The organism is Trichocoleus sp. FACHB-46 (genome assembly GCF_014695385.1).
GTDB lineage: Bacteria > Cyanobacteriota > Cyanobacteriia > FACHB-46 > FACHB-46 > Trichocoleus.
Map to the genome: position 1 here is coordinate 1 of NZ_JACJOD010000037.1, position 22,699 is coordinate 22,699.

24 protein-coding genes and 2 pseudogenes are annotated in these 22,699 nt (G+C 49.3%); 12 read left to right on the plus strand and 14 right to left on the minus strand.

Annotation, left to right across the window (positions count from 1 at the left end; genetic code table 11):
• The 3 genes from H6F72_RS22915 to H6F72_RS22925 form a co-directional block, all read right to left on the minus strand.
• The coding region (locus H6F72_RS22915) for a helix-turn-helix domain-containing protein (RefSeq protein ID WP_190441327.1) at positions 1-160 on the minus strand (160 nt) is incomplete at its 3' end.
• Positions 161-185: 25 nt separating this feature from the next.
• Positions 186-545, minus strand: coding sequence for a hypothetical protein (locus H6F72_RS22920; protein ID WP_190441329.1), 360 nt, complete (start codon positions 543-545; stop codon positions 186-188).
• Positions 542-988 (minus strand): hypothetical protein, encoded by a 447-nt coding sequence (locus H6F72_RS22925; protein WP_190441332.1) that lies wholly within the window; start codon positions 986-988, stop codon positions 542-544. The genes H6F72_RS22920 and H6F72_RS22925 overlap by 4 nt, the downstream gene beginning before the upstream one ends.
• A 180-nt stretch (positions 989-1,168) precedes the next feature.
• On the opposite strand from H6F72_RS22925, the gene H6F72_RS22930 reads away from it, so the two are divergent.
• From H6F72_RS22930 to H6F72_RS22950, 5 genes and pseudogenes are all read left to right on the plus strand, one after another.
• Complete coding sequence (locus H6F72_RS22930) at positions 1,169-1,669, plus strand: hypothetical protein (RefSeq protein ID WP_190441335.1); 501 nt, start codon at positions 1,169-1,171, stop codon at positions 1,667-1,669.
• A 21-nt stretch (positions 1,670-1,690) separates the two neighbouring features.
• On the plus strand, positions 1,691-2,488 hold the full coding sequence (locus H6F72_RS22935) for a chromosome partitioning protein ParA (RefSeq protein WP_190441338.1): 798 nt from the start codon (positions 1,691-1,693) through the stop codon (positions 2,486-2,488).
• 104 nt (positions 2,489-2,592) lie between these two features.
• Positions 2,593-3,369: a hypothetical protein gene (locus H6F72_RS22940; RefSeq protein ID WP_190441341.1), complete on the plus strand. Its 777-nt coding sequence runs from the start codon at positions 2,593-2,595 to the stop codon at positions 3,367-3,369.
• A gap of 67 nt (positions 3,370-3,436) precedes the next feature.
• Positions 3,437-4,060, plus strand: a pseudogene (locus tag H6F72_RS30385) (IS1 family transposase); the annotation flags it as partial.
• A gap of 345 nt (positions 4,061-4,405) precedes the next feature.
• Positions 4,406-5,875 carry a phytoene desaturase gene (locus H6F72_RS22950; protein WP_190441345.1) on the plus strand — a complete coding sequence of 490 codons (1,470 nt, stop codon included), beginning with the start codon at positions 4,406-4,408 and terminating at the stop codon, positions 5,873-5,875.
• Between the two features lie 457 nt (positions 5,876-6,332).
• Here the strand turns inward: H6F72_RS22950 and H6F72_RS22955 are convergent, their stop codons facing one another.
• Entirely contained in the window at positions 6,333-7,427 is a 1,095-nt protein-coding gene (locus H6F72_RS22955; protein WP_199299253.1) for a PEP-CTERM sorting domain-containing protein, read from the minus strand.
• Positions 7,428-7,897: 470 nt separating this feature from the next.
• On the opposite strand from H6F72_RS22955, the pseudogene H6F72_RS22960 reads away from it, so the two are divergent.
• The 7 genes and pseudogenes from H6F72_RS22960 to H6F72_RS22990 all read left to right on the plus strand — a co-directional run bounded on the left by H6F72_RS22960 (position 7,898) and on the right by H6F72_RS22990 (position 13,595).
• Positions 7,898-8,964 (plus strand): annotated as a pseudogene (locus H6F72_RS22960) (ISAs1 family transposase).
• 487 nt (positions 8,965-9,451) lie between these two features.
• Positions 9,452-10,411, plus strand: a complete 960-nt coding sequence (locus H6F72_RS22965; RefSeq protein WP_190441350.1) for a GTP-binding protein — start codon at positions 9,452-9,454, stop codon at positions 10,409-10,411.
• A gap of 56 nt (positions 10,412-10,467) precedes the next feature.
• Complete coding sequence (locus H6F72_RS22970) at positions 10,468-10,983, plus strand: DUF1097 domain-containing protein (RefSeq protein ID WP_190441353.1); 516 nt, start codon at positions 10,468-10,470, stop codon at positions 10,981-10,983.
• 55 nt (positions 10,984-11,038) lie between these two features.
• Positions 11,039-11,758, plus strand: coding sequence for a nitrile hydratase subunit beta (gene nthB / locus H6F72_RS22975; RefSeq protein WP_190441356.1), 720 nt, complete (start codon positions 11,039-11,041; stop codon positions 11,756-11,758).
• Positions 11,759-11,797: 39 nt separating this feature from the next.
• The gene (nthA, locus tag H6F72_RS22980) at positions 11,798-12,406 is read left to right on the plus strand and encodes a nitrile hydratase subunit alpha (RefSeq protein WP_190441359.1); all 609 of its coding nucleotides are present in this window, start codon (positions 11,798-11,800) and stop codon (positions 12,404-12,406) included.
• Positions 12,407-12,496: 90 nt separating this feature from the next.
• On the plus strand, positions 12,497-12,850 hold the full coding sequence (locus tag H6F72_RS22985) for a nitrile hydratase accessory protein (protein WP_190441361.1): 354 nt from the start codon (positions 12,497-12,499) through the stop codon (positions 12,848-12,850).
• Positions 12,851-12,902: 52 nt separating this feature from the next.
• Positions 12,903-13,595, plus strand: coding sequence for a HupE/UreJ family protein (locus H6F72_RS22990; protein WP_190441364.1), 693 nt, complete (start codon positions 12,903-12,905; stop codon positions 13,593-13,595).
• 95 nt (positions 13,596-13,690) lie between these two features.
• Here the strand turns inward: H6F72_RS22990 and H6F72_RS22995 are convergent, their stop codons facing one another.
• The 10 genes from H6F72_RS22995 to H6F72_RS23040 all read right to left on the minus strand — a co-directional run bounded on the left by H6F72_RS22995 (position 13,691) and on the right by H6F72_RS23040 (position 22,694).
• Entirely contained in the window at positions 13,691-14,938 is a 1,248-nt protein-coding gene (locus tag H6F72_RS22995) for an IS256 family transposase (RefSeq protein WP_190441367.1), read from the minus strand.
• Between the two features lie 23 nt (positions 14,939-14,961).
• Entirely contained in the window at positions 14,962-15,780 is an 819-nt protein-coding gene (locus tag H6F72_RS23000; protein ID WP_190441369.1) for a transposase, read from the minus strand.
• A gap of 75 nt (positions 15,781-15,855) precedes the next feature.
• Positions 15,856-16,095, minus strand: a complete 240-nt coding sequence (locus H6F72_RS23005; protein WP_190441373.1) for a hypothetical protein — start codon at positions 16,093-16,095, stop codon at positions 15,856-15,858.
• A gap of 108 nt (positions 16,096-16,203) precedes the next feature.
• A complete protein-coding gene (locus H6F72_RS23010) occupies positions 16,204-16,593 on the minus strand; it encodes a DUF302 domain-containing protein (protein WP_190441376.1) in 390 nt (129 codons plus the stop codon).
• Positions 16,594-16,648: 55 nt separating this feature from the next.
• A complete protein-coding gene (locus H6F72_RS23015; protein WP_190441379.1) occupies positions 16,649-17,296 on the minus strand; it encodes an isochorismatase family protein in 648 nt (215 codons plus the stop codon).
• Positions 17,297-17,326: 30 nt separating this feature from the next.
• Positions 17,327-18,076, minus strand: a complete 750-nt coding sequence (locus H6F72_RS23020; RefSeq protein WP_190441381.1) for an SDR family oxidoreductase — start codon at positions 18,074-18,076, stop codon at positions 17,327-17,329.
• Positions 18,077-18,610: 534 nt separating this feature from the next.
• Positions 18,611-19,339 (minus strand): alpha/beta hydrolase, encoded by a 729-nt coding sequence (locus H6F72_RS23025; protein ID WP_199296036.1) that lies wholly within the window; start codon positions 19,337-19,339, stop codon positions 18,611-18,613.
• A gap of 240 nt (positions 19,340-19,579) precedes the next feature.
• Positions 19,580-19,969 carry a DUF6130 family protein gene (locus tag H6F72_RS23030; RefSeq protein WP_190441386.1) on the minus strand — a complete coding sequence of 130 codons (390 nt, stop codon included), beginning with the start codon at positions 19,967-19,969 and terminating at the stop codon, positions 19,580-19,582.
• Positions 19,970-20,070: 101 nt separating this feature from the next.
• Entirely contained in the window at positions 20,071-21,066 is a 996-nt protein-coding gene (locus H6F72_RS23035) for an alpha/beta hydrolase (protein ID WP_190441387.1), read from the minus strand.
• Positions 21,067-21,191: 125 nt separating this feature from the next.
• Positions 21,192-22,694, minus strand: a complete 1,503-nt coding sequence (locus H6F72_RS23040) for a SidA/IucD/PvdA family monooxygenase (RefSeq protein WP_190441390.1) — start codon at positions 22,692-22,694, stop codon at positions 21,192-21,194.
• Positions 22,695-22,699: the final 5 nt, after the last annotated feature.

The following is a 22,699-nucleotide window of genomic DNA, read 5'->3' on the forward strand; positions in this document are numbered from 1 at the left end:
TAATGGCTTGATAATCCCCTGTTTCCTCTCGCCGCTTCAGCCACAGGTCTAGGGTGTTGCGACTGATATTAAACATGCGACAGACGTCGCTTTTGCCTTCTCCACTCTGAAAAACTTCAATCGCTTTTTGCCGCAGGTCATAGCTGTAAGGGGCAGGCATAGTTGTTCCCAACGCTTCTCTCCCTCTAGAATAGCGTCCTAATGCAGCTACGTAGGGCTATATATGCAGTTTTGTTGTCACGTCGTAGCAATTCTGGTTTCCTTGCTGATACCATTAATCCCGCAAACCGAGCGATCGCTCTATCTTTCAAAAACTCGTCACTCAAATCCTGAGTCACTACATCCTCATAGCTATAGGCATCAATCAGGTGGTAGACAGGTCGCTCAATTCCAGGGTTTAAGTCGCGCGACATCAGGAATTCTCGCGAAATAGTATCTGAATCGGCACCCATTACGGTACCACCGAGTAACCGCGCAGCCTCCTTATCAAGTACGTATTGAGTGGTTTCTCTAAAGTTGTGATTCTGCAAGGTCTTCCCAATCATGCGTCTGTTTCCTCCTGATTGGTATGCTTGCCTGAGCTCAATTGCAGCCCGCTTTCTACTAGCAGTTTCTCAAGCCGTTCCAGTTGTTCTAGGTAAGCCGCAGTGAGGGGTAAATCTCTGTTTTGCTGAACTGCTGTATTCATTGCCTTCGCCATTTGGTTGCAGTTAGCTCTGAGTTGAGCGAGCTGAACGTAGGCTGCTCGGTTGATTTGAGGGGCGATCGCCCTCGGGCGAGGAATGCCAGATCCGAACACTTTCGCTCGCACAAACGCTGAGAGATTAACCCCCTGCCGTAGTTCTTCTAGTCGCTGTTCCTCTGCTTCAGTGACGTAAAAGCGCTTGGCGATCGTTCTGCGTTGATGTAGTTCAGAACCTCCTAAAGCCTCTCGAATCTCACCTTTGAGTTCCGCGATCGCCTGATCCATCGACTCAAACTTAGGCATAAAACTCCAACTCGCCACCAAGCCATCAGAATTCTGTAGTAACACTTCTGGATGGATTTCGGCAGACTCGCAGGCGAAAAGCTACTGCCCAAATTCAAAGTTTTGCTAAGACCGCCTTCTGAAGTCGCCAGCCTCTACATGATTTCGTTAGAAGAGTAGTAGGAGCATTCCATCAGAGTCATGGCGATTTGGGCAAGACTCAGTGAGGCCATTATGGGCAAGCCGCCGAAGATTTATCCCGAGAGCACTGCGAACCAGTTGAGTTCAAAACTGGAGCACCTGGCGCAAAACCCCAAGGGCTTGCAGGTGAAAGAGCTGGTGTTTCGGCTCAGGCCTAAAATCGAAGCGGCGCAGGAATCGGGCTACACCTTAGAAGATATTGCCAACCTGTTTAAGGCAGAAGGCGTTGACCTAACCTTAAATACTCTGAAGCGGTACTTACAAGAGAGCCGAGCTTCCAGTCCCCAAGCTGACCTGCCGACAATACCGACTTTAGATTCCAAGCTTACTAAGGTCAAAAAGACTAACTCACTTCCCGTTCCTTCATCCTCGCGATCGCAAAAATCAGGGCTACCACTCAAAGAGCAACCACGGTCTCATCCAGAGCGTGAGATGCAACCGCTATTAACGAATACTAACGAGCATGGTTTTCAAGAAATGCGTGCTGATGACGACCTCTAAAGGGAGATAAACAGTGGAGCAATGGCCAGTAAAACGACAAAACTTCAACCTCAAGTTGCTGAATCCCGAGCCCAGCAACTGAACCCGAAACGGATGATCGGCATCACCTCCGACAAGGGCGGCAACGGCAAAAGCACAGTGGCTCGGGCTCTGGGTGACATCCTCATCCGACGAGACATCCCGACTCGGGCCTTTGATTGCGATCGCCGTAACGCACAACTGCATCGGCATTACAACCAAGCGTTCTCGTCTGCCTTTGATTCAAATACAGGCGTGAGCCGGATTGATCTGAGTGTTAGAGGGGGAGCCGATGAACTCCTCAACAGTCTGGAATCCCCAACAACTCAGATTGTGCTGATTGATTTTCCTGCGGGTGGGGGAGAACTGTTTGAGCGCTTTGAACGAGAAATTAAGCTTTTTGACTTCCTGAGCGAAATCGGGTATCAACTGACGATGGTCAGTGTATTAAGTCGGGTTAAAGATAGTATCAATTCCCTCAGAACGCTGATGGAGTACTGTGGCGATCGCGCGGACCATGTAGTGCTAAAGAACTGCTTTTTTGGAGAACCGGAAAAGTTCAGCCGCTTTGACCAGAGCAAAACGAAGGAGCTAGTGCTGCAAACAGGTGGGGTAATTCTCAACTTTCCCGACCTGTACGACAGCACTTACGACGTACTAGACGATAAAAACCTGACCTTCAGTGGTGCCTTACAACCTGAGAGTGGATTGCCGATGGCCGATCGCCATCGAGTGAGAGTGTTTTTAGATGAAGCTGAAGCAGAATTTCTCGAAGCTGCGGAGTTTTTAGGGTTGGCCTAGAGATCAGCAGAGTAACACGGGATTCAGGGTGCGACTACATTGCTTTTGAGCTTGGAAGTGAGGTAGCTCAATCTGACAACTCTTGACTCAATTGGGTATCCATAATGGCTAGCAGCACTCCTGACAGTAACGGTAACCACAAGCCGATTCTCACGGGGAATACGGTTCTCGACAAACTGCTCAACCAACTGGAAAAAGGCGATCGCGAGTTCATCTTGCGCTTAATGGCAGAGTTGGGCATCCCGACCAACGACCCGATGCACCCCTTCTTAGTGGCGTTGCAATACTACGTCCAGATTCTCCGAGAGATTCCAGCCGCAATGAAATCAGCAGCGGATGAATCGTTCCGCAAGGCTGCCACAATCTATGGCACCATCCAATCCAATTTGAATCACTCGGTGGCTCGAATTGAAAGCATTCGGTTGCAGTGGGGGGAAGACACCAAAGCCCTGCTGCCTGAGTTCAGGTCTACCTTTAATATTGCTTTCGACCAAGCCATTCAGTCAGCGGATGTAGTACTGAAAAAGAAGGTGGAGGCGTACCGTCAAGAGATTAATCAGATTAACGCCACCGCTTCACAGGACTGGAGCCAGGAGCTTGTTCGCACTCGAAATCTCTATCTGCAAGATGTTTTCTGGCAGGGGTTGGTTTGGGCCAGTAGTGCTACAGCGATCGCTTTGGTGGTAGTGGCAGGGTCAGCTTACTGGCTAGGGACTCAGCAAGGACGGGCGATCGCTGCCCAAGAGTTTGGTAACGAGGACTGGTACACCATCAGTCAGCAGTTGATTAACCGAGCAGATAATAAGCAACGGTTGCTTCGTTGCAACGAAGACCGCAACGCAAAATGTACCCTCTGGATAGAAAACCCACCGCAACAGTAGGGGAACGACGCAACCTTTTCACCGTTGTTCTTACTTGCCCCCATTCTTTGGTTTAGGTACTGGAGGGCGATCGCCAGGTTGGACGCTTCACTTCATTGAACGTGCAAGCCGCTATTGGCTCAATGCTCAAGCGGGACAAAAAAACACTGCCTTATTTGAGCAAGGAATCCAGAAGGCCTGACAGTGGGCGAAACCTGCTGAGTTTATTCGGTGGTTTACCGATGGAGAACGACGCTATGGCATAGCTTTATGGCAGCTTGCCAGTGCCCATCTCAAAGCGGGGGAAGTTCACCCAGCTTATGAGCGACGCAAAGTCTGGCGGCAAGGTTTAGAGGTGGCCGTGAAGATTAAAAGCTCTCAAGGACGTAAGCGAGTAGAGTGCGTCTAGGTGGAGCATCCCTTTACCGCATTCAGCCCTGTGCATGAAGTTCATGCCAATCACAATGAAGCCTAAAATAGTGCCTTAAGAAGACGTGCGAGTGCTGATCGCAGACAGCAGAATATGTATGCCAAACGAGTCGAGGGGTTGCAACGAGTGCTAGACGTTTAGCAATTGGTGCATAATTGGGTGCGACCACACTGGGGACTGGGGAAAAATAGGACTCCGGCAACACCAATGGGATACTGTGGCCGTCCCCTTTCTATGGATGAGATCCTAACCAGTCGTGGGTTTCATTGCCTCACCCCTTAAAAAACTAGTGCTGTTACTTCAACTGGATTTGGGTAGCATAGCCGCATCGTTAATACTGCTCGTTGAGCAGCAGTATTAACGATGCGATCATGGAATTGGCACGACATTTATACATACTTGTTCCTCTTCCATCACCCCTGCTAGAGAATAGCGAGTCGTCTCTGAAAAACTGCCTTAAGTTCCACTAAAGACATGATCGATCCTCAGCCCTATCTTTACCTTGCTTTTTCTATAGCCGATGCAGATTCAGTTCAACATGTTTCGACCACTGGGTTGAAATATTTAACAGGAGGAATTGCCCAAATCTCCTGATTTAATAGGATTGGCAGGTTCTGAGCAAGCGGCATGCAGATTATTGTGATTGGCAGTGGTTTTGGTGGACTGTCGGCTGCCATCCGGCTACAGGCGCAGGGCCATCAAGTGACGATTGTGGAAAAGCGGGATCAGCCGGGAGGTCGTGCCTCTGTGTATCAACAAGACGGGTTCACGTTTGATGCGGGTCCCACCATCATTACAGCTCCTGATTTGATTCATGAGTTGTTTGAATTGAGCGATCGCAAAACGGAGGATTATGTCACCTTGGTGCCGCTCGACCCGTTCTACAATGTGCGGTTTGAAGATGGCTCCGTGTTTCACTACAACGGCGATCAAGATTACCTGATAAAGCAAATTCACCAGTTCAATCCGGGTGATGTAGAGGGCTACCATCGCTTCTACCGGGCATCAGAACAGGTGTTTGAGAAAGGGTTCCCCCTGATGACCCAGTCCTTTAGCCACTTCAGCGATATGCTCAAGGTTGCCCCGGATATGCTGCAATTGCAGTCCTTCAAATCTGTCGCAGGGTTTGTGAATCAATACATCCAAGATGAGCGATTGCGCCAAGTATTTAGCTTCCACCCACTACTGATTGGAGGTAATCTGTTTCAAAGCACCTCCGTCTACGCCATGATTCACAAACTGGAGCAAGCCTTTGGCGTTTGGTTTGCCATGGGGGGTACGGGAGCTTTGGTCCAAGCTTTGGCACGCCTGTTTCAGGAATTGGGTGGAGAGCTACAGCTCAATTGTGAAGTAGCCGAGATTTTGATCGATAGCAAAACGCAGCGGGCCACAGGTGTTGCCCTCAAAAGTGGACAGTTGCTGCCAGCCGAAGCGATCGTCACGAATGCCGATATTGCGTCTACTTACCTGGATCTGGTGCCGCCTCAGTTTCGCTGCAAGTATCGCGATCGCCACCTGGAAAGCCTGCGCTACTCGATGTCCTTATTTGTCTTGTACTTCGGGACCAATCGCCGGTATGACCAAATGGCGCACCATGAGATATTGATGGGGCCGCGTTACCGTGAATGGATAGTGGACTTGTTCGAGCGCAAGCACCTAGCCTCCGACTTCTCGCTCTATCTGCATCGTCCGACAGCCACCGATCCCACTCTGGCCCCACCCGGTTGTGATGCTTGGTATGCCCTGGCACCTGTGCCCAACCTGGACGGTCCCACCGATTGGCAGGAGAGGACCCAGCCTTACCGAGATGCAATTGTTCAGTATTTAGAACAGCAGTATCTACCAGACTTATCGCAGCACATCGTCACGGAGCGTGTGATTAATCCGCTCTACTTTCGCCATGAGTTAAATAGTTATAAGGGCAGTGCCTTTTCCGTGGAGCCCACGCTGTTTCAATCTGCTTGGTTTCGCCCCCATAATCGAAGTGAAGACATCTCGAATCTCTATTGTGTAGGAGCTGGGACACATCCCGGAGCAGGTCTACCAGGTGTGATGAGTTCTGGAAAAATTGTGGCGACCCTGATTGGTACCGCCTAGTGAGATTGCACTATCAGACACTTCAGGGAGGGCTATCCGCAGCAAAATTTAGCTAATCAATTTCAGCGCTAAAGATTAGCAAGCAGTTACCACAGTACAAAAGGGTGAAGGCAGTTTTAGATCAGTGCGTTAACGAGGGTAAAGGAGATGGTCAAGAAGAAAAAGAGTGAGAGGCCTTGGAGCTACAAACGTGCTCCTGATGGTTGGGAAGTCTGCCTGGACGGTAAAAGTAAAGGCATCGTGATCAAAGACGGTCCTGCTGAGACTCCTTGGAGATGGAAATCGCTGGGTCAGAGTGGAGGGCTTTACTGTACCCGGAATGAGGCTGCAGCAGCACTTTTGCAAGCGTATAAAGAAAAGTAAAAATAAGCTGGGGCTTTGTGTTGGAACAGAGGCGATCGCTTCCCCTCAGACCTCAACTGGAATACTGAGAAATTCCCCGTCGCTCTTAACTGTGTTATTGACGACGCTTCAGCCTCCTCGCAGTTCCGAGAACCCCAAAGGCTAAGATGCCGACCAACGAGGTAGGCTCTGGAACAGTTGCTACTTCACTGGTGACACTGACGTTTTCATCTAGACCGTCTCCTTGGTTATAGATGTAATCCAGTGCACCAGAGTCATTGAGCAGAGAGGCTCGTAAGAACAGTCCACTCCAACGAGCGATCGTTTCTGTCGCAATGTCCTGGTCTAACGTCGGTCGAACTGGGTCACGCAGGCTGTCTTCGTTGGTAATCCCATAGTGATTGGCACCTTGTATGGTGACCAATGCTTTAGGTGAATCTTGAATCTGCTCGTAAGTTTCTTCAACCGCAGCAAAATTACCCACAACCCCATCGCGATCGCCCGCGATTAAAGCCACAGGAATTCCGTCATTCTCAATGGGGGGAATCATGCCACCAAAGCGAGGATCTCTAAAGGTTGAGCCGTAAAAAACCCCTGCCATCAGTTCTGGTGGTCGGGAGAACCTACCCGTGCAAAGAAAAGGAAAGCAGATATCCTGAATGGCGCTCAGCCCAACGGCCCCGCCGAGAGAATGCCCAATCAACCCGAGTTTGTTAGGGTTCAGGAGGTTGGCGAGTGGAGAAGCCGTATTGGTGTTGGCGGCAGTGGCATAGGCCAGGACCTCATTGACCTGTTGCTGCTCTGGAAAGAAGCCGGTGAAAGCTTGTCCCGTCACGGGATCGGTCGCAGTTCTGATATGGTTTGGCACAATCACTGCAAAGCCATATTGAGCAACTTGACTCGCAAAGTTTGTGTAATCTGCTTTATCCACTAACGCGCCCTGTAGTAGTAGAACCACAGGCAGCGAATCGACAGAGGCATTGGGTGATGAAACCGGATAGTAAATGTCAGCTTCATCTGCGCCTGTCGCAGTGGGAAGATTAGTGCTGAAGCGATCGACGCGATCGAATACTGGTTTAGGACTCAAAGCAACCGCAGGAAGCCCCATTCCTAAGGCAAGACAAGCTGACCCGATGACGGCAATTGAGGGCTGCATCTGAATAGCTTTGATCATGGCTCTAAGCGGATAAACAGCAGAGAGACACTGCATGGCAAGAGCGTTCACCCTAGTTTGGGAAAACTACTCCTACTCGTAAACTAGCAGCGTGTCCGGGGCCATCCTCACCCATTGAGTCAAAGATTCCTAGTATTTTCCCTTGGACTTCACTAAAGCTTTAAAATTAGGTTTCCAGCCCTCTGAGAAAGTACGGAATCATATTTGGGTTTAGCATTAGGTCGTAGAGGGTCAGCAATATTTCAGGAGGCAATCGCGGTGGATTGGGCTGTGTGAGTTTAGGTCTGCGATCGCTAGGAAGCATAATCAATTTCAAAGCTTGCCAACCCCTGTTCAAACTTAATCAGCTTAAAAACTCCCATCACGCTTTGAGCGAGCCCTAGGTTTTCTACACCTAGCATTGTTCTGGGCTGGGGTGATCGGCAGGGCAAACGCATCTAAATTGGAGCAAGAGAGTGGGTGAGATACTGGATTAGAGCGTTTTAGCCAGAGACTCCTAACTGACCATGCCATCAACTGCTGCAAGCCTTCTAGAACATTTTGCCAGCTTAGCGGACCCTAGAGTTGAACGCAGCAAAGAGCATTTGCTCATAGACATTATCGGCATCACGATCTGCGCAGTCCTTTGTGGTGCGGATAGTTGGGTGGACATCGAAAACTATGGCAATGCCAAGCTGGAATGGTTGAAGCAGTTTTTGGCCTTGCCCAACGGGATTCCATTTTTCTCAATTGGATTGGAGCAGTCAGTGAACTTTGTAGCGGACAAATCATTGCGATAGACGGCAAGAGTTTACGTCACTCTTACGACACTGGCGGCAATCGAGGGGCAATTCACATGGTCAGTGCTTGGGCTTGCCAGAACCGTTTGGTTTTAGGCCAACACACGGTTGATGAGAAATCCAATGAGATTACGGCTATTCCCCAATTACTCAGAGTGTTGGCACTCGAAGGCTGTATTGTCACGAGTGATGCCATGGGCTGTCAAAAAACAATTGCCAAAGCCATTATTGACAAGCAAGCTGATTATGTCTTGGCTCTCAAAGCCAATCAAGGCAATTTGTATCGCGATGTGGTGCAACTGTTCGAGTATGCTCAGCACAATGGCTTCAAGGATATTGAGCATGCTTTCTATCAAACGGGCAGCGACGGACATGGTCGCATTGAAGTCAGACGACATTGGATGCTCGGACAAGTGAGTAATCTCACCAATGCTCAGCCGTGGGCAGGGTTCAATAGTATTGGCGTGGTGCAATCAGAGCGACGTATCAAGGGGCTAACTCAAGTGGAAACCCGCTACTACATTTCCAGTCTCTCTCCTGATGCTCATCGCTTTGCTGAAGCCGTTCGCTCTCATTGGGGCATTGAGAATTGTTTGCATTGGGTACTTGATGTGGCTTTTGCTGAAGATGCCAGTCGAGTTCGCAAAGACCATGCACCGGAGAATCTGGCTGTTATCCGTCATATCGCGCTTAATCTGTTGAGCCAAGAGAAGACTGCCAAGGGGGGAATGAAGGTCAAGCGCCTCAAAGCAGTCTGGGATAATGATTATCTGGCTAAAGTCTTTGCTCAATAAGATGCGTTTGCCCTGGGGTGATCGGGGATTGACTCACGCACATCAAAAAACATCTGCTTTAACTGGTCGAGTCAGTCATAGCTGTAAGACCCAACCTTTACTTGACGTAGCTATCAGAATACAACCTCAGCAGGTGCATCTACATCAATCGCTCGAAAATACGCTTCATCACTCCCGTCTATGTAGCGATCGCACGGGAACAGCAGCAATCTCTCTTCCAGGGTTGAGCTGAGGTATAGTTGTCCCCCTCCAGGTCCGAAGTACTGCTTTAATCAGGATTGCAGCATTTCTCAATTGCTGGCAGGAGGCGTGGCTGGGTAGAGAGCCTCCCCATCATACAGTTTTTTCCGCCTCGTTGTAGATGGGTTTACCCTGCTCTTGAATTGTCTTGATTAATACATTTTGACTTGTGAGTTAATGCAATGAATAGATGCAGCTCTTCACTAGATTGATTAACTTTATTTATTAGCTGGACTCTTAAAATAATATGATCAGTCGCGCGATTCCTGTTACTGTCATTACCGGCTATTTGGGATCTGGAAAGACCACACTACTTAATCGCATTTTAACATTTGAGCATGGCAAGAAAGTTGCTGTGATTGTTAATGAGTTTGGCGATGTCGGAATTGATGGTCAGCTTGTGATGAATGCTGATGAAGAAATTTTGGAAATGAATAATGGTTGTATCTGCTGCACAGTGAGAGGTGATTTAATTCGGATCATTAGTAATCTTTTGGAGAGGCAGGAAAAGTTTGATCATTTGGTCATTGAAACCACGGGTTTAGCAGATCCAGCACCTGTGATTCAATCTTTCTTTGTTGATGAAGCAATGCATTCAAAAACAGAGCTAGATGCCGTTGTGACGGTGGTCGATGTAAAACATATTTGGAATCACTGGGATAGCAGTGAGGCTCAGGAACAAATTGCCTTCGCCGATGTCATTGTTCTCAATAAAATGGATCTCGTTTCTTCAGAGCAGGCAGACGTTTTAGAGAAACGAATTCGAGCTGCTAACGCGATCGCAAAAATCCATCGGACTCAGAATTGTGAGCTAGAGATTGGTGCAATTTTAGGCGTGAAAGCTTTTGATCTGAAAAATGCCCTATCGATCGATCCCGAATTTCTAGGCGAAGACGCCCACGAACATGATGAAACGGTGACATCTATCTCGATTGTGGAAACAGGGTCTGTTAGTAGTGACAAGCTTACCACCTGGCTAAATCAGCTCGTACAGGCACAGGGACAGAACATCTTTCGGATGAAGGGCATTTTGAATGTCGATGACGAGGATCGGCGGTTTGTGCTTCAGGGAGTTCATATGCTTTTAGACGGCAGACCCGGAAAGCCTTGGAAGCCAAATGAAAATCGTCGAAATGAAATGGTTTTTATCGGTCGTGATCTCCCTGAAGCAGTTTTGAAAGAAGGGTTTCAGTCTTGCTTGGTTTAAGTGATTGGCGAAGTCTCTAAATATGAAATTTCCATTCCTTAAAAGGAGCTTCTCTAATGAGAAAGTTGGATGCTTATAGTATCAGCATTGGAGTTTTAGGTGCAGTTGATACTTATCTGACAGCTACATTGATTCTTGTTCCTGTATGGGTAACATTTATTGCTTGGGCATCTTTCTTTATCCTAGGTGGTAAGTCTTCAGGGCTGAAGCAAAGTATTGCCTCTAACCTGACGGGAATTACGATCGCCTCTCTCACTCTGTTAAGCATTGCCTTACTAAATGCCAATCCTTTGGTTGCTGCAATTTGTGTTGGGATGGGCAGTGCTGCGATGGTACAAGCCTCTAAAATTCCTCTACTCACTGCAGTGCCAGCAATTGTTTGGGGGTTTGCTTCTACGGTTGGTACTACTGCTGCAACAGGCAACCCCATTACCGCGCCAGGGTTAGACAATCCTGCCTTGGTTACTGCAGTAGCAATGATATTGGGCAATGTGTTTGGCTATTTGTCAGAAATATGGGGTGATGCTATGACTCAGGAGCAAACTTCTGTGGGAAAACGCACCTACGTCTGAAGCGATCGCGCCATTCAGAGTATCCATGATTGTTTTGGTTAAATGAGGTGAGTGAATGAAACTACAGCACTATATCGGTGGTTTGGAAGGACTGGAGCCATCTAGTTTTGAAAAGCGTGTCTTCGTCCAGTCTTGGGAGGAGCGAATCTTTGGAATTCACGTTGCCATGATGGGCTTGAGTGATCATTTAGAAGCCGTTAAGACAGTGCCCACTCAGTTCAAGAGTTGCTGGACCTGGGGACACCTCCGCAAAGGTGCTGAAGGTTTAAATCCATTTGATTATTTCAAATATCGCTATTACGAGAAATGGTTGGGCGGTATTTCCGGTTTCTTTATGGAATCGGGATACGTATCCTCAGAGGAATTAGATGCCAAAACGACGGCATATTTGGAGAACCCAGCAGCTCCCTTACCCAAGGGTGGAGAACCCGCGATCGATGAGCAGGTAATGGAGTATTTGCGTGTAGGGGACTCCCCAAAAGTCGATGTAGCAGTTCAACCAAAATTTAAAGTAGGGGATGTGGTGACAGTCAAAAATCCCCCACCTGTCGCACATTGCAAGTTGCCAGGTTATCTCCGGATGAAGCAAGGTGTGATAGACGAGGTCTATGAAGGGGCGTACAACTACTACTTTTCAACAGGCGATGGAGTAGGCAATTCAATGCCCATCTATAACGTAAAGTTTGACTCCCACGATATTTGGGATAACCTGAGCGAACCGAAGACGTGGATTTATGTGCAAATTTTTGAAGGGTATTTAGATGACCCTGCTTAATCGTTTCGTAGGCATTGCTTGGATTGAGGAAACGACAGTATGACAGAAAATATCGATCGTGAAACCCACAGCGCAGCGCGTGTTCGAGCATTAGAATCCCTTTTGATTGAGAAGGGAATCATCACTGGCGAAACCGTTGATAAGGTGATTGAGTTTTTTGAAAAAGATATGGGACCGTTTAACGGTGCCAAGATTGTTGCTAAAGCCTGGGTTGATCCCACGTTTAAGCAACGTTTGTTGGAAGACACTCCTGCGGCGATCGCTGAAATGAATTTCCCCCGTGGTATGACGGGTGCGGAAGGAGAACACATGAAGGCAGTCGAAAACACCCAAGAGGTTCATAACTTGATTGTTTGCACAATGTGCTCTTGCTATCCGTGGCCCGTCTTAGGGTTGCCTCCGTACTGGTTTAAGGACCCCACCTTTCGAGCTAGGGCGATTCGGGAACCGCGCAAAGTCTTGCAAGAGTTTGGGCTAGAGATTCCCGAATCTATTCAGGTTGCCGTTTGGGATACGAGTGCTCAAATTCGTTGGTTTGTCATTCCTGAACGTCCTATGGGAACGGAAGGCTGGACAGAGGAGCAATTGGCCGCGATTGTGACACCAGAAGCGATGCAGGGTGCGGCAAAGGTTGTTGTCCCTACTTAAACTTAGCAGCAGATGAGGAGACATAAAAATGGCCCCAGTGTTCATGCCATTCATTAAATTCATCATTCTCATAAGTGAGTAGGAGCAACTATGCAAGTGAAATTTGAGCAGTTTGCAGCCACCAGTATGTTGGGTAGTGCAGATGCTCCACCCCGTAATAATGGTGAGTTGTTATTTCAACGTCCCTGGGAAGGACGCGCCTTTGGGATGGCAATCGCGCTATCCAAAAAGGGGCATTATGAGTGGGAGGACTTTCGGCAGGGATTGATTGCCTCGATCGCGGAGTGGGAAGCAACCCACTGTAAGGATGACCCTGAATGGGATTACTATCAGCGCTGGTTACTGGCTTTGGAGCGCTTAGCCGTGGAATCGAACCTCCTTGATCCAGCTGAGGTGGATCAGCGTACCGCCGAACTATTGGCTCAGGAAACCCAGTCGGTTTGATCTGTTGAATACTCTCTGTGTCGCCACTATTGCTCACTCTAAAATTTGCACTATGCCTCAACAGTTACTTCGATCTATCTCCTTGAGAACGTTCAACCTAACCCGAGTCCTACAACTGACCACAGTTTTGCTGATGCTGTTTATCAGCACCTCTGCCTTGGCACATCACCCAATGGGTGGCAAAACACCCTCTAACTTCGTCGAAGGCTTTTTGTCTGGGGTGGCGCATCCCGTGATTGGGTTCGATCATTTTGCCTTTATTGTGGCTGTTGGCTTACTAGCCGCCACCAAACGGCAGGGCATTTTAATTGCGATCGCGTTTGTGTTATCTGCAATGGTCGGCACTGGGCTGCATCTGATGGGGGTTAGTTTGCTCGGAGCAGAATTATTGATTTCAGGCTCAGTTTTGCTATTCGGCATTTTGCTGGTGTTGAAAGACAGCCCTAACACATTGCTGATTATGGCTTTGGCAGCGCTAGCTGGCATGTGTCACGGGTATGCTTATGGCGAAGCGATTTTCGGCGCTTCTATGGTTCCCCTCCTTGCTTATTTGCTAGGGTTCACCGTTATCCAAATGGGAATTACGACCAGTGTAATGATGCTGAGTCAATCTTTATCACAACGTAAGGATGCCTCCCAAATGTCGTTTAAGATCCGGTTCGCTGGATTCGTGCTATGTGGTATTGGTGCAGCTTTTTTCTCGTCTCAACTGATCGATACTATTTTGCCTACACTAAATAATTAGACAGGAAATCATAGGTTCCAGCTTTGATTTACACAAAAATCCGGCCACTTCCTCGCAGGAGTGTGTCAAGAATTTTGTGTAAGCCAGATTCGGAATCAGTGGGATAGACGATCGGAAAACTCGATAGCAAAGCGTGAGAGCGCTTGCTTCCAGTTGGGGATCGGCATCGTCCATCGCTTGGCAATATTGCTCAGGGCCAGGTAGAGCAATTTGAAGACAGACTCATCACTGGGGAAGTGCCCCTTGGTCTTGAGCACCTTACGCAAAGAACGATTGAGTGACTCAATGGCATTGGTGGTGTAGATCACTCGTCGGATGTCTGCCGGATAGTCAAACAACGGAATGATGTGCTCCCAGTGCCGCAACCACAGTTGACTGATGGAAGGATAATGCTCGTCCCACTTCTGGGCAAAGGTTTCGAGGGCTGCCTCCGCTTCCGCAACCGTGGCTGCCTGGTAGATGGGTTTGAGTTCGGCTACGGCTTCGCGCTGCAACTTCCAGGGCACATACTTGAGCGATTTACGCATCAAGTGAACGATGCACAACTGGACCCGAGCACTAGGATAAACGGTCTTGATGGCTTCTGGAAATCCCACCAGACCATCGACCCAAGCGATAAAGACATCTTCCACCCCTCGGTTTTTCAATTCCGTCAGCACCGAGAGCCAGAACTTAGCGCCTTCTGCCGGAGACATCCACATCCCCAGCAGTTCCTTGTGCCCTTCGAGGTTGACCCCCAAGACCAGGTAGACCGCCTGGGACCTAACTCGCCCTTCGGAGCGGACTTTGACACAGAGCGCATCTAACCAGACAATCGGATAGACCTTGTCCAAGGGTCGGCCTTGCCATTGGCGCACCTCTTCAGCCACGGCATCGGTGACCTGGCTAATCAAGGTGGCAGAAATTTCCACCCCATAGAGCTCTTCCAACTGCGCTTGGATATCCCTGGTGCTCAATCCCCTTGCATAGAGAGCGAGGATTTTGTCATCCAACCCACTGATGCGTCGTTGTCCTTTTTTGACCAGAACGGGTTCGAACTGGCTGAAGCGATCCCGAGGTACCTGAAGTTCGAGTTCTTCGAGTTCGGCTTGCACCGTTTTCTTGGAGAAGCCGTTGCGAGAATTACGGCGTTCCCTAGGTAGCTCTGCTCCGGGAGTCAAGGGGTGGTTGTGTTGTTGAAGATGATGGCTTAACTCTGCCTGTAGCGCCTTTTCCACCAAACGCTTGGTGAGTTGCTTCAGCAACCCTTGTTCTCCAAGAACGGCTTCGGGTCCGGAGTAATCTTGCAGCAGTTCATCGAACAACTGGTCGACTTTGGCGGCAGAAGGATTCGATTCTTTCATGGGCGGTCTCCTGTCATTGGATGTTATTTTGACCGCTTACACAAAAAACTGTACAGTCTCCGAAAGTGCATTCCCTGCCAGCATCTCAAGCGTAATCGTCCCTGCTTAGGGTCATCCACCTCACTCTGCTGGTCGGGGCAATGCCAGGTAGGCGGGTCACTGAGCTTGAACTTATCGCCATGCACTCTCGGTCTGCCTCTGCCGCTATAAGTGGGCGGAGTTGTCCAAAAACAGCTATTGGAGCGCAAGCGCATCAGCTTATCACAGGTGATGTCTGCGGTTGCCAAGACAAAGCGTGCACAACCATACTCACTATCCCACAAGGAGATCGCGCGAATGGACAGGACTTGGCACACCTGTTGCAGTTGCCATGCCGCTTTGCTAATCGAACTCTCGAAACTGGTGATGCGCTCATGTCGTAAGGGCAATGCCCAACTGGTGCCAGATTCGGGAATCCACGCAAGGGTACTCCAGCCTTGCCCCACTCCTACGGGTCGGTTGCCGAGCATCGCAACTTGATGTTCGTAAGTACGCTCCTGCAAGGTAGTTGCATAGGGACGTGCCCAGATGGTGTGATCACCTGCTAGCACAGGACGCTCACCTTGACGCATCTGCTCAATGTACAGTCGCATCAGCTTGCGCCGTTGGGGACGGCTATCTTGCAGAGCTTCATACAAGCTTGACCACTGCTGTCGAAACAAAGGGCTACAACTGAGTTCAGCAAAGCTTGTGACGCTGGGACTACTCAAGACTGCATCCCCCAGTTCAAACATCGCGTCATGGGATCGTCCTAAACACTGGTAGGCAGTTTGACGAAATGCCTTCAATTTGTCAGCATTCATATCGGCATCTGAGAATTGGTAGTGCTTTTCTCAGAATGCCAGGAGCAGTCAGTTTATTGATCTGGCTGCTCTTTCTTATCTGCTTGCTGCTCCGCTTAGTCTAAACTCCAGTTGCTTGATTGTCAGCCAGGAAGCAGGGTTTTGGACGGTAAAGATCAGCGTTACCCTAAATAAAGCTCCCATAATCCATAGCTGCTGGTGAATCAAAGCAGTGGTAAGGGTTCGCACTAGAGGAGTATCGCTAAGTTGAACTAGGCGTTGGAGTCTTCGTAGGGCTTTAGGACTATAGAGCGATTGATTTTTGAGGGTCGGCATGGTTAGCTTCGTACCAAGGATGTATCCACCAAACGTTCTGCGAGAAACTAGCGATCGTAATCGCGATGTTTGGATTTAAATGATTGAGAGATGGCATGGGTCGCTGTTCTAAGCCAACATTTGTTCAATCAAAGGTGCGATAACTGCAATGTTTTTGACCCATTCATCCGAGAGAGAGAACCGCTGCTTCAAATAATTGGGATCGTTGTAACTTACCCAAACTTGGCTGTCAGCCGCTTCCCACGCCAGTATTTTCAGGGGTAAATCCAGGGCGATCGCAGGTTCTGCTACCATCAATAGCGTCCCAGCTTTCGGGTTGCCAAACAGCAATAACTGTGTTGGGTGCAAGTTTAACCCAACCTTTTCAGCTTCCAACCTTTGATCAATGCGGGCAAAGATAGTGATCTCTTTTGCCTGTAAAACTGAAACCAAGCGATCAATGGTTTCAGTAACCGGATACGGGCTGATCTGATTGATGATACCGTTTATTGCGCTCATAGTAATAGGCTTACTCCTTAGGTGAATGGCTTGGAGGAATACCTTGATACCTTAATTACGCCATTGCTTTGACAACGTCGTCTGTAGACAAAACAGCGTTAGCAAGATAGCCAAAGTTGATCAACGCGGCCTTATAGCCATCACCTAGCTCTGGATGCTGCGGAGCAGCCGTCGCATCCTTAACGACAAGGATTTCAAATCCTTGCTCTAGCAACTCGCGCAGATGAGCTTCAACGCAAAGATTGGCGAGCATGCCGAGTAAAATAACCTTGCTCATGTTGCGCTTACGTAGTTGCAAAACCAAGTCGTTGTTCTGTGGCCCATAGACTTTATGAGGATTGACGACGATGGGTTTGCCGTCTTCAATAAAGGGCTTATAGCGTTCGGGCCAATCGGCACCAGAACCCACAAATCCGTCGAGGCTGAGGGAACCAGTGCGAGCAAATTCCTTAACCTCAAGCATCATCTGCTCCAGATTGCCGGCAAATTTCCAGCCGTGGTCGGTGGGGTAGTAGTAGTGGGGAGAGATGAAAACTTCAAAGTCGTTCCGCTTTGCGGCTTTAAAGATGTGCTCAATGTTCTCAACGGTCTTGTTTGCTTTGACGCTATCCCCGACTAAATCCCAAGAAACTCCTGTTTCACTCAAAACATCGTTTTGTGGATCAATCACAACGATTGCGGTGTCGGTCTTGTTGATATTCATGATTGTCCTTGCGATCGCCACTAAATGCCTTTAAATCTGTGCCATCCCGCCATCAACAAATAACTCAATGCCGTTGACAAAGCTGCTATCGTCCGAAGCAAGAAAAACCACAGCTTTGGCAATCTCATCCGGTGTGCCAACTCGCCCGATGGGGATGCTGACGGCCTGGCTGTCCACAAATTCCTTTATCTGCTGCTCATTCAGCCCAAGCAGCTCGTAGCCTGGCGTCAGCACCACGCCGGGGCTAAGGGCATTCACCCGAATCTTGCGATCCTTGAGGTCGAGTGTCCAATTGCGGGCAAACGATCGCACCGCCGCTTTGGTCGCGCTGTACACGCTGAAGGCTGGCGTGCCTTTGACCGAAGCCGTTGAGGCATTCAGAATGATTGAAGTTCCCTCTGGCATTAGAGGCAGAGCTTTCTGCACAGTAAATAACAGACCTTTGACGTTGGTGTTGAACGTTTTGTCAAAGTGTTCTTCAGTAATTGAGCCGAGCGGGACGATCTCTCCTCCCCCTGCATTGGCGAAGACCACATCCAATCGACCTTGCTTTTGCTTGATTGTAGTGAACAAGCGATCGAGGTCTGCCATATTAGAGACGTCGCTCTGCACCCCCACAACATTTTCACCAAGCGCATCTACAGCAGCATCTAGTTCACGCTGGCGGCGGCCTGTGATAAAGACATAGGCTCCTTCGGCAATAAAGGCCTTAGCAGTAGCGAGCCCGATGCCGCTGGTGCCGCCGGTGATAAGCGCAACTTTTCCTTCTAACTTTTTCATGATCATTAGCCTTGCAAAGAATAATTGGTTTTGAGCGTGCTATTCGTACCAAAGATCAGGAACAGAGATCACGCTGCCGCTGTTTCAATCAGTTTGGCAAGCTCATTGGGATGAGAAACAGGGAAACGTGACTAGAGTTGACTTCAATTGTTTTAGCCCCCATCTATCGAGCCATAAATCGCTGGAGGTCAGGATTAATAGCCCGCTCGGCTTGAGTTACGAGGTACCAAGAAAGAATGGTTTTTCAGGCGGTTTCATTCATAGATTGGTCAAAAGCTGTGCTAGCAATTGGCTTTTAGATGACTGCCATGATCTGCACCTCAGCATCCGGTATATCCTGAGCAGACAGATCGTGAAATCTATTGCGATCGGCATAGAGAAAATTTGCTACATCAGACACAATTGCTGTGCTGGTTGAATCTGCTGCGTATCTACGATTCAACCGCTCACCGTTTCACCAACATCCGGTGCGAAACACCGCCAATTTTTAATGCGAAACACCGCCAGTTTTTAATGTTCATCAGTTTTTCCTTGCTATGGCGCAGTTGCAGCATGCTCGATGATCTCAGCGACCGCATCCGAATGAGAAATCATCACGACATGAGATGAGCCACTTACAACAACGGTTTCCTTTGAGTTGGCTCGCTCCGCCATGAAAGCATGCACCGCTGCTGGAATGTTCAAGTCCCGTTCGCCATAAATAAACCAGGACGGGATAGATTTCCATGCAGGCGCACCGGAGGCTTCAGTAAACGCGGCTTCCACAATCGGACGCTGGGTACTAGCCATCAGTTCCGCGTCACTAGCGGGCAGATCCGCAGCAAATTGAGCATGGAACTTGCTCTGCTGAATGTATAGGTCTTTGCCACCATCGGGCAGGACAACCGGCGGTGCGAGGGTCGGCGTGAGCGTGCTGCCCGGATAACGTCCTGAGAGTTCGGCGGCAGTCTCGCCTTCGTCAGGAGCAAAGCCAGCAACGTAGACCAGTGCTTTCACATTGTTGTTACCATTAACCGCATTGGTCGTTACCGAACCTCCGTAGGAATGTGCAACCAGCACGATGGGACCATTGATGTCTTTAAGGACGCTAGCAACATAGTCTGCATCACTCTTAACGCCACGTAGGGGATTAGCCACAGCAACCGTTGGGTAACCTTTCGGAATCAGTTTGGCCAATACACCATTCCAACTGGAAGACTCGGCGAACGCGCCATGAACAAACACGATCGTGGGTTTATTGGCTTGTGCACTAGCAGTATTCATGATGGCTCCCAGAGAGGTGATTGTAATAGTTCCTAAAAAGAGGATGATAATCAGAACCAGGCGAATGCCGTTTCTGAAGGTAGGCATATTCATGTTGTAATTTCCTCTGAGTTATTTCGTTGGATAGATTGCAACCGTGACGTGAGAAATTGACGGATGTGGGTTGCGATAATGTTCGCGGAGCATGTGCTTTACATTCAGCGCTGCGAAGTGTCGATCGCATCGTTTCACCGACCTGATTCATCGCTTAAGATCGGGCACTGTGAACGTCACTGTTTCGCTGGTAATCACTTTGTGCGTAGGATCTGCTAGTTCGATCAGCACCTTGTGTAAACCAGGTTCCAGACCAACTAGAATGATTGTTTCACCACTGGCATCGACAAAGTGCCACGGCGCGTCATCAACGGTGATGTGGATATGTCCGATACGAGGCGATACATCGAGCGCACCTTTGCCGAACACGAGCAACACGCGCAAATTCTCCGTTCGATACTGAATGAAGACACGTCCCTGGGACAGCGGTTCGGGAAGTGGCGGATCGACAATTAGCTTGGGTGGTGCTTCGTTTTCGATCGCGATCAGCGGAGATGAGCCGATGATGTCCTTGGCGCTTGGGGTGTAATTGATCATTATTGATAGGTATTTGAGAGAGGAAGAGGAACGCGGAATGGGAAACGCGGTGACGCGAAATTGAATGAAACTTCTCCGTGTCCCCGTGTCTCCGTATCCTCTTATTGCAGGTGTTTCTTCAATTCAGCAGCAGCCTGAACAAACAGAGAACGAACTGCCGGAACCTCGGCTAAACCAGTCAGCAGCCCAAAATCATGAATCATGCCGTTGTAACGCACGGTTGTCACTGTCACTCCAGCCTCATCGAGCTTGCGTCCATAAGCCTCGCCACCATCACGCAAAATATCACTCTCTGCCACCTGAATTAACGCTGGAGGCAAGCCTTTCAGTTGCTCAACCGTCGCCTGTAGGGGAGAGGCATAGATATCCTTGCGCTTTTCTGGGTCAGGGATGTACATGTCATACATCCACTTCATCCCTGGTGTAGTTAAGAAACGTTTGTCACCAAATTGATGATAAGAATCCGTTTCAAAACTAGCGTCTACAATCGGCCACATCATAATTTGCAACTTGATGTGTGGTCCTCCTTTTTCTTTCGACTGCAAAGCAGTTACTGCTGTCATATTTCCGCCAACACTGTTGCCGACAACTGCCAGGTTTTTACCATCAACTCCAATTTCTTCCCCGTGCTCAGCGACCCATTTAGTGGCAGCATAGATCTCATTAATTGCTTGTGGATACTGAGCATCTGGCGTGCGCGTGTAGTTGACAAAGACACCCGCAAACCCAGAAAGCACAACGAGATTGCGAACCATGTGCTTGTGCGTTGGGTAATCGCCCAATACCCAACCGCCGCCATGAATAAAGATGAAAGCAGGCAATATGCCTTCGACCCCTTCAGGTCGCACGATATTGAGTGTGATCGTGTAACCATCAGCAGTAATCGTCTTCTCAGACTCTTCAATGCCGGAAAGATCGACTGGAACAGAAGCCTGTGCATCCACGAGTACTTGACGTGCTTCGGATGGAGGTAATGTCTCTAGAGGCACACCTCCTGAATTTAGCTCCTTCAAAAATGCCTTTACCTCCCTGGAAAGACGTGGATCATCTGCAACTTCCAAAATCTTTGCTGTTGGTGAGTTTACTTGAGCAACCATGATATTCTCCTTCGATAAGTAGTAAACAATTTGTTGAAATAACACTGTCAAGTGAGTTGATTTAACAGTGATGTTTGATCAGCAGTGATTGTGGAATGGCAATCACTTTCTACTGACATCTTTTCTCAGTCAGAACGATTTGTTACTGGTGAAAAAGCTGTTGACCTAGCGGATTGCTGCCCCGATGGTTGTTTCCACACCGCAGCCGCATAGAGCGAGTTCTCGAAATCGGGGGCAATATCGCCTGTGATCCTTGCCTCATGATGCGCCCAGTCCTTAAAGAACAAGTCGTGACTGATGCGCGATACGATTGCAGGTACGTCACGGCGGATGCTGTGAATGTCACCCACTGGCAAACCGAAGCTAACTAAACCAGCCGGATTAAAGACGTGAATGTCTTTCAGGTAAGGGGCAGTGCCAAGTACTTTCTCTTGGTATTCGTGGGCGTTACCAAGGTAAGGGTGCATCCCCAGATTGTCGTCGCGCAAGTCTTCTGGTGGCTCGTAGCGATCGCGCCAGAGGGCAATATGCTGAGCGAAGTCGGCTAGTTCGGGACGCTGTGTTGGGTCAACGAAGTAACCCGTGCCAGCGATCGCAAAATCAAACTCGAAAACATCATCGTTCACCTGGATGGCAATGCGTTCGCCCTTGGCGGCGGCTTCCGCATCACCCATTTTCCGTGCCGATTTCCAAGGTGCAGATAGGTGGATGTGAAAGTTTGGGAATGCGATCGCTCGCTCAATCGACTTTGGTGGTGGTGCGGTGCCTGCTTGATGAAAGCGCCAAGCCTGTAACCAGCGGGCTGAATCGGGTAGTTGGGGATAGTTGTCGTAAGCGCCAGGGTAATCTCGTACCCGGAGTAATGACAGAGATGCGATCGCCGATCGCCGTACAAATAGGTGTACTGCCTTAGCGCCTGATTCCAGCGCCACTCCTGCTGCATCGAAAGCTGAAGCCGCCGCACCTAGCACTGCCACAGTTTTGCCGCGCAGTGCTTCAAAATCAATGGCATCGACGGTATGGGCGTACAGCGTGCGGGGTAAGTCAGCCAATACTGGAGGTATGTATGGACCACCAGTGCCAGCCACGCCATTGGCGAAGATAATTTTGCGCGTAGTCTCCACCTGCGGGACACCGTTTACCTCAAAGTGTAGACGGAAGAAACCTGTGGCTGGCTCTATCCGCACCAACTTCGTTTGGTAACGAACCTGGATACCGAGAAAATGCCGATACCAACTGAGGTACTCAGCCCAATCCACCCGCTCAATGCGATCGATCTCCGCATAGGCTGCCGCACCGTGTCGAGCTTCGTACCAGGCTTGGAAGGACAATTCTGGGATTCCTAGTTCTGGACCAGGCAGATTCTTTGGCGTGCGGAGCGTTCTCATCCGTGCTCGCGTCAACCACACCCCTGCATGAGCTTCGTCATCTGCTGCATCGATCTCCGTCACGCGCCCGATTCCAGCACGCCGTAGTGCAAATACAAAGGTGCTACCGCTGCCGCTGCCACCGATTATCGTGACATTGTGATCAATACCAGGGCGATCGGGTACCCAGTTCTCGGGATCGGGACCAAGCAGGCGCAGCGCTTCGCAGGCAGCAAAATTGGAATCGATCGTTGTTGTCATGTCGA

Excerpts from the sequence above, each read along its gene's own strand:
- H6F72_RS22920 (WP_190441329.1), bottom strand. The coding sequence starts at position 545 with ATGATTGGGAAGACCTTGCAGAATCACAACTTTAGAGAAACCACTCAA.
- H6F72_RS22925 (WP_190441332.1), bottom strand. The coding sequence starts at position 988 with ATGCCTAAGTTTGAGTCGATGGATCAGGCGATCGCGGAACTCAAAGGT.
- H6F72_RS22930 (WP_190441335.1), top strand. The coding sequence starts at position 1,169 with ATGGCGATTTGGGCAAGACTCAGTGAGGCCATTATGGGCAAGCCGCCG.
- H6F72_RS22935 (WP_190441338.1), top strand. The coding sequence starts at position 1,691 with ATGGCCAGTAAAACGACAAAACTTCAACCTCAAGTTGCTGAATCCCGA.
- H6F72_RS22940 (WP_190441341.1), top strand. The coding sequence starts at position 2,593 with ATGGCTAGCAGCACTCCTGACAGTAACGGTAACCACAAGCCGATTCTC.
- H6F72_RS22950 (WP_190441345.1), top strand. The coding sequence starts at position 4,406 with ATGCAGATTATTGTGATTGGCAGTGGTTTTGGTGGACTGTCGGCTGCC.
- H6F72_RS22955 (WP_199299253.1), bottom strand. The coding sequence starts at position 7,427 with ATGCAGTGTCTCTCTGCTGTTTATCCGCTTAGAGCCATGATCAAAGCT.
- H6F72_RS22965 (WP_190441350.1), top strand. The coding sequence starts at position 9,452 with ATGATCAGTCGCGCGATTCCTGTTACTGTCATTACCGGCTATTTGGGA.
- H6F72_RS22970 (WP_190441353.1), top strand. The coding sequence starts at position 10,468 with ATGAGAAAGTTGGATGCTTATAGTATCAGCATTGGAGTTTTAGGTGCA.
- nthB (WP_190441356.1), top strand. The coding sequence starts at position 11,039 with ATGAAACTACAGCACTATATCGGTGGTTTGGAAGGACTGGAGCCATCT.
- nthA (WP_190441359.1), top strand. The coding sequence starts at position 11,798 with ATGACAGAAAATATCGATCGTGAAACCCACAGCGCAGCGCGTGTTCGA.
- H6F72_RS22985 (WP_190441361.1), top strand. The coding sequence starts at position 12,497 with ATGCAAGTGAAATTTGAGCAGTTTGCAGCCACCAGTATGTTGGGTAGT.
- H6F72_RS22990 (WP_190441364.1), top strand. The coding sequence starts at position 12,903 with ATGCCTCAACAGTTACTTCGATCTATCTCCTTGAGAACGTTCAACCTA.
- H6F72_RS22995 (WP_190441367.1), bottom strand. The coding sequence starts at position 14,938 with ATGAAAGAATCGAATCCTTCTGCCGCCAAAGTCGACCAGTTGTTCGAT.
- H6F72_RS23000 (WP_190441369.1), bottom strand. The coding sequence starts at position 15,780 with ATGAATGCTGACAAATTGAAGGCATTTCGTCAAACTGCCTACCAGTGT.
- H6F72_RS23005 (WP_190441373.1), bottom strand. The coding sequence starts at position 16,095 with ATGCCGACCCTCAAAAATCAATCGCTCTATAGTCCTAAAGCCCTACGA.
- H6F72_RS23010 (WP_190441376.1), bottom strand. The coding sequence starts at position 16,593 with ATGAGCGCAATAAACGGTATCATCAATCAGATCAGCCCGTATCCGGTT.
- H6F72_RS23015 (WP_190441379.1), bottom strand. The coding sequence starts at position 17,296 with ATGAATATCAACAAGACCGACACCGCAATCGTTGTGATTGATCCACAA.
- H6F72_RS23020 (WP_190441381.1), bottom strand. The coding sequence starts at position 18,076 with ATGAAAAAGTTAGAAGGAAAAGTTGCGCTTATCACCGGCGGCACCAGC.
- H6F72_RS23025 (WP_199296036.1), bottom strand. The coding sequence starts at position 19,339 with ATGAATACTGCTAGTGCACAAGCCAATAAACCCACGATCGTGTTTGTT.
- H6F72_RS23030 (WP_190441386.1), bottom strand. The coding sequence starts at position 19,969 with ATGATCAATTACACCCCAAGCGCCAAGGACATCATCGGCTCATCTCCG.
- H6F72_RS23035 (WP_190441387.1), bottom strand. The coding sequence starts at position 21,066 with ATGGTTGCTCAAGTAAACTCACCAACAGCAAAGATTTTGGAAGTTGCA.
- H6F72_RS23040 (WP_190441390.1), bottom strand. The coding sequence starts at position 22,694 with ATGACAACAACGATCGATTCCAATTTTGCTGCCTGCGAAGCGCTGCGC.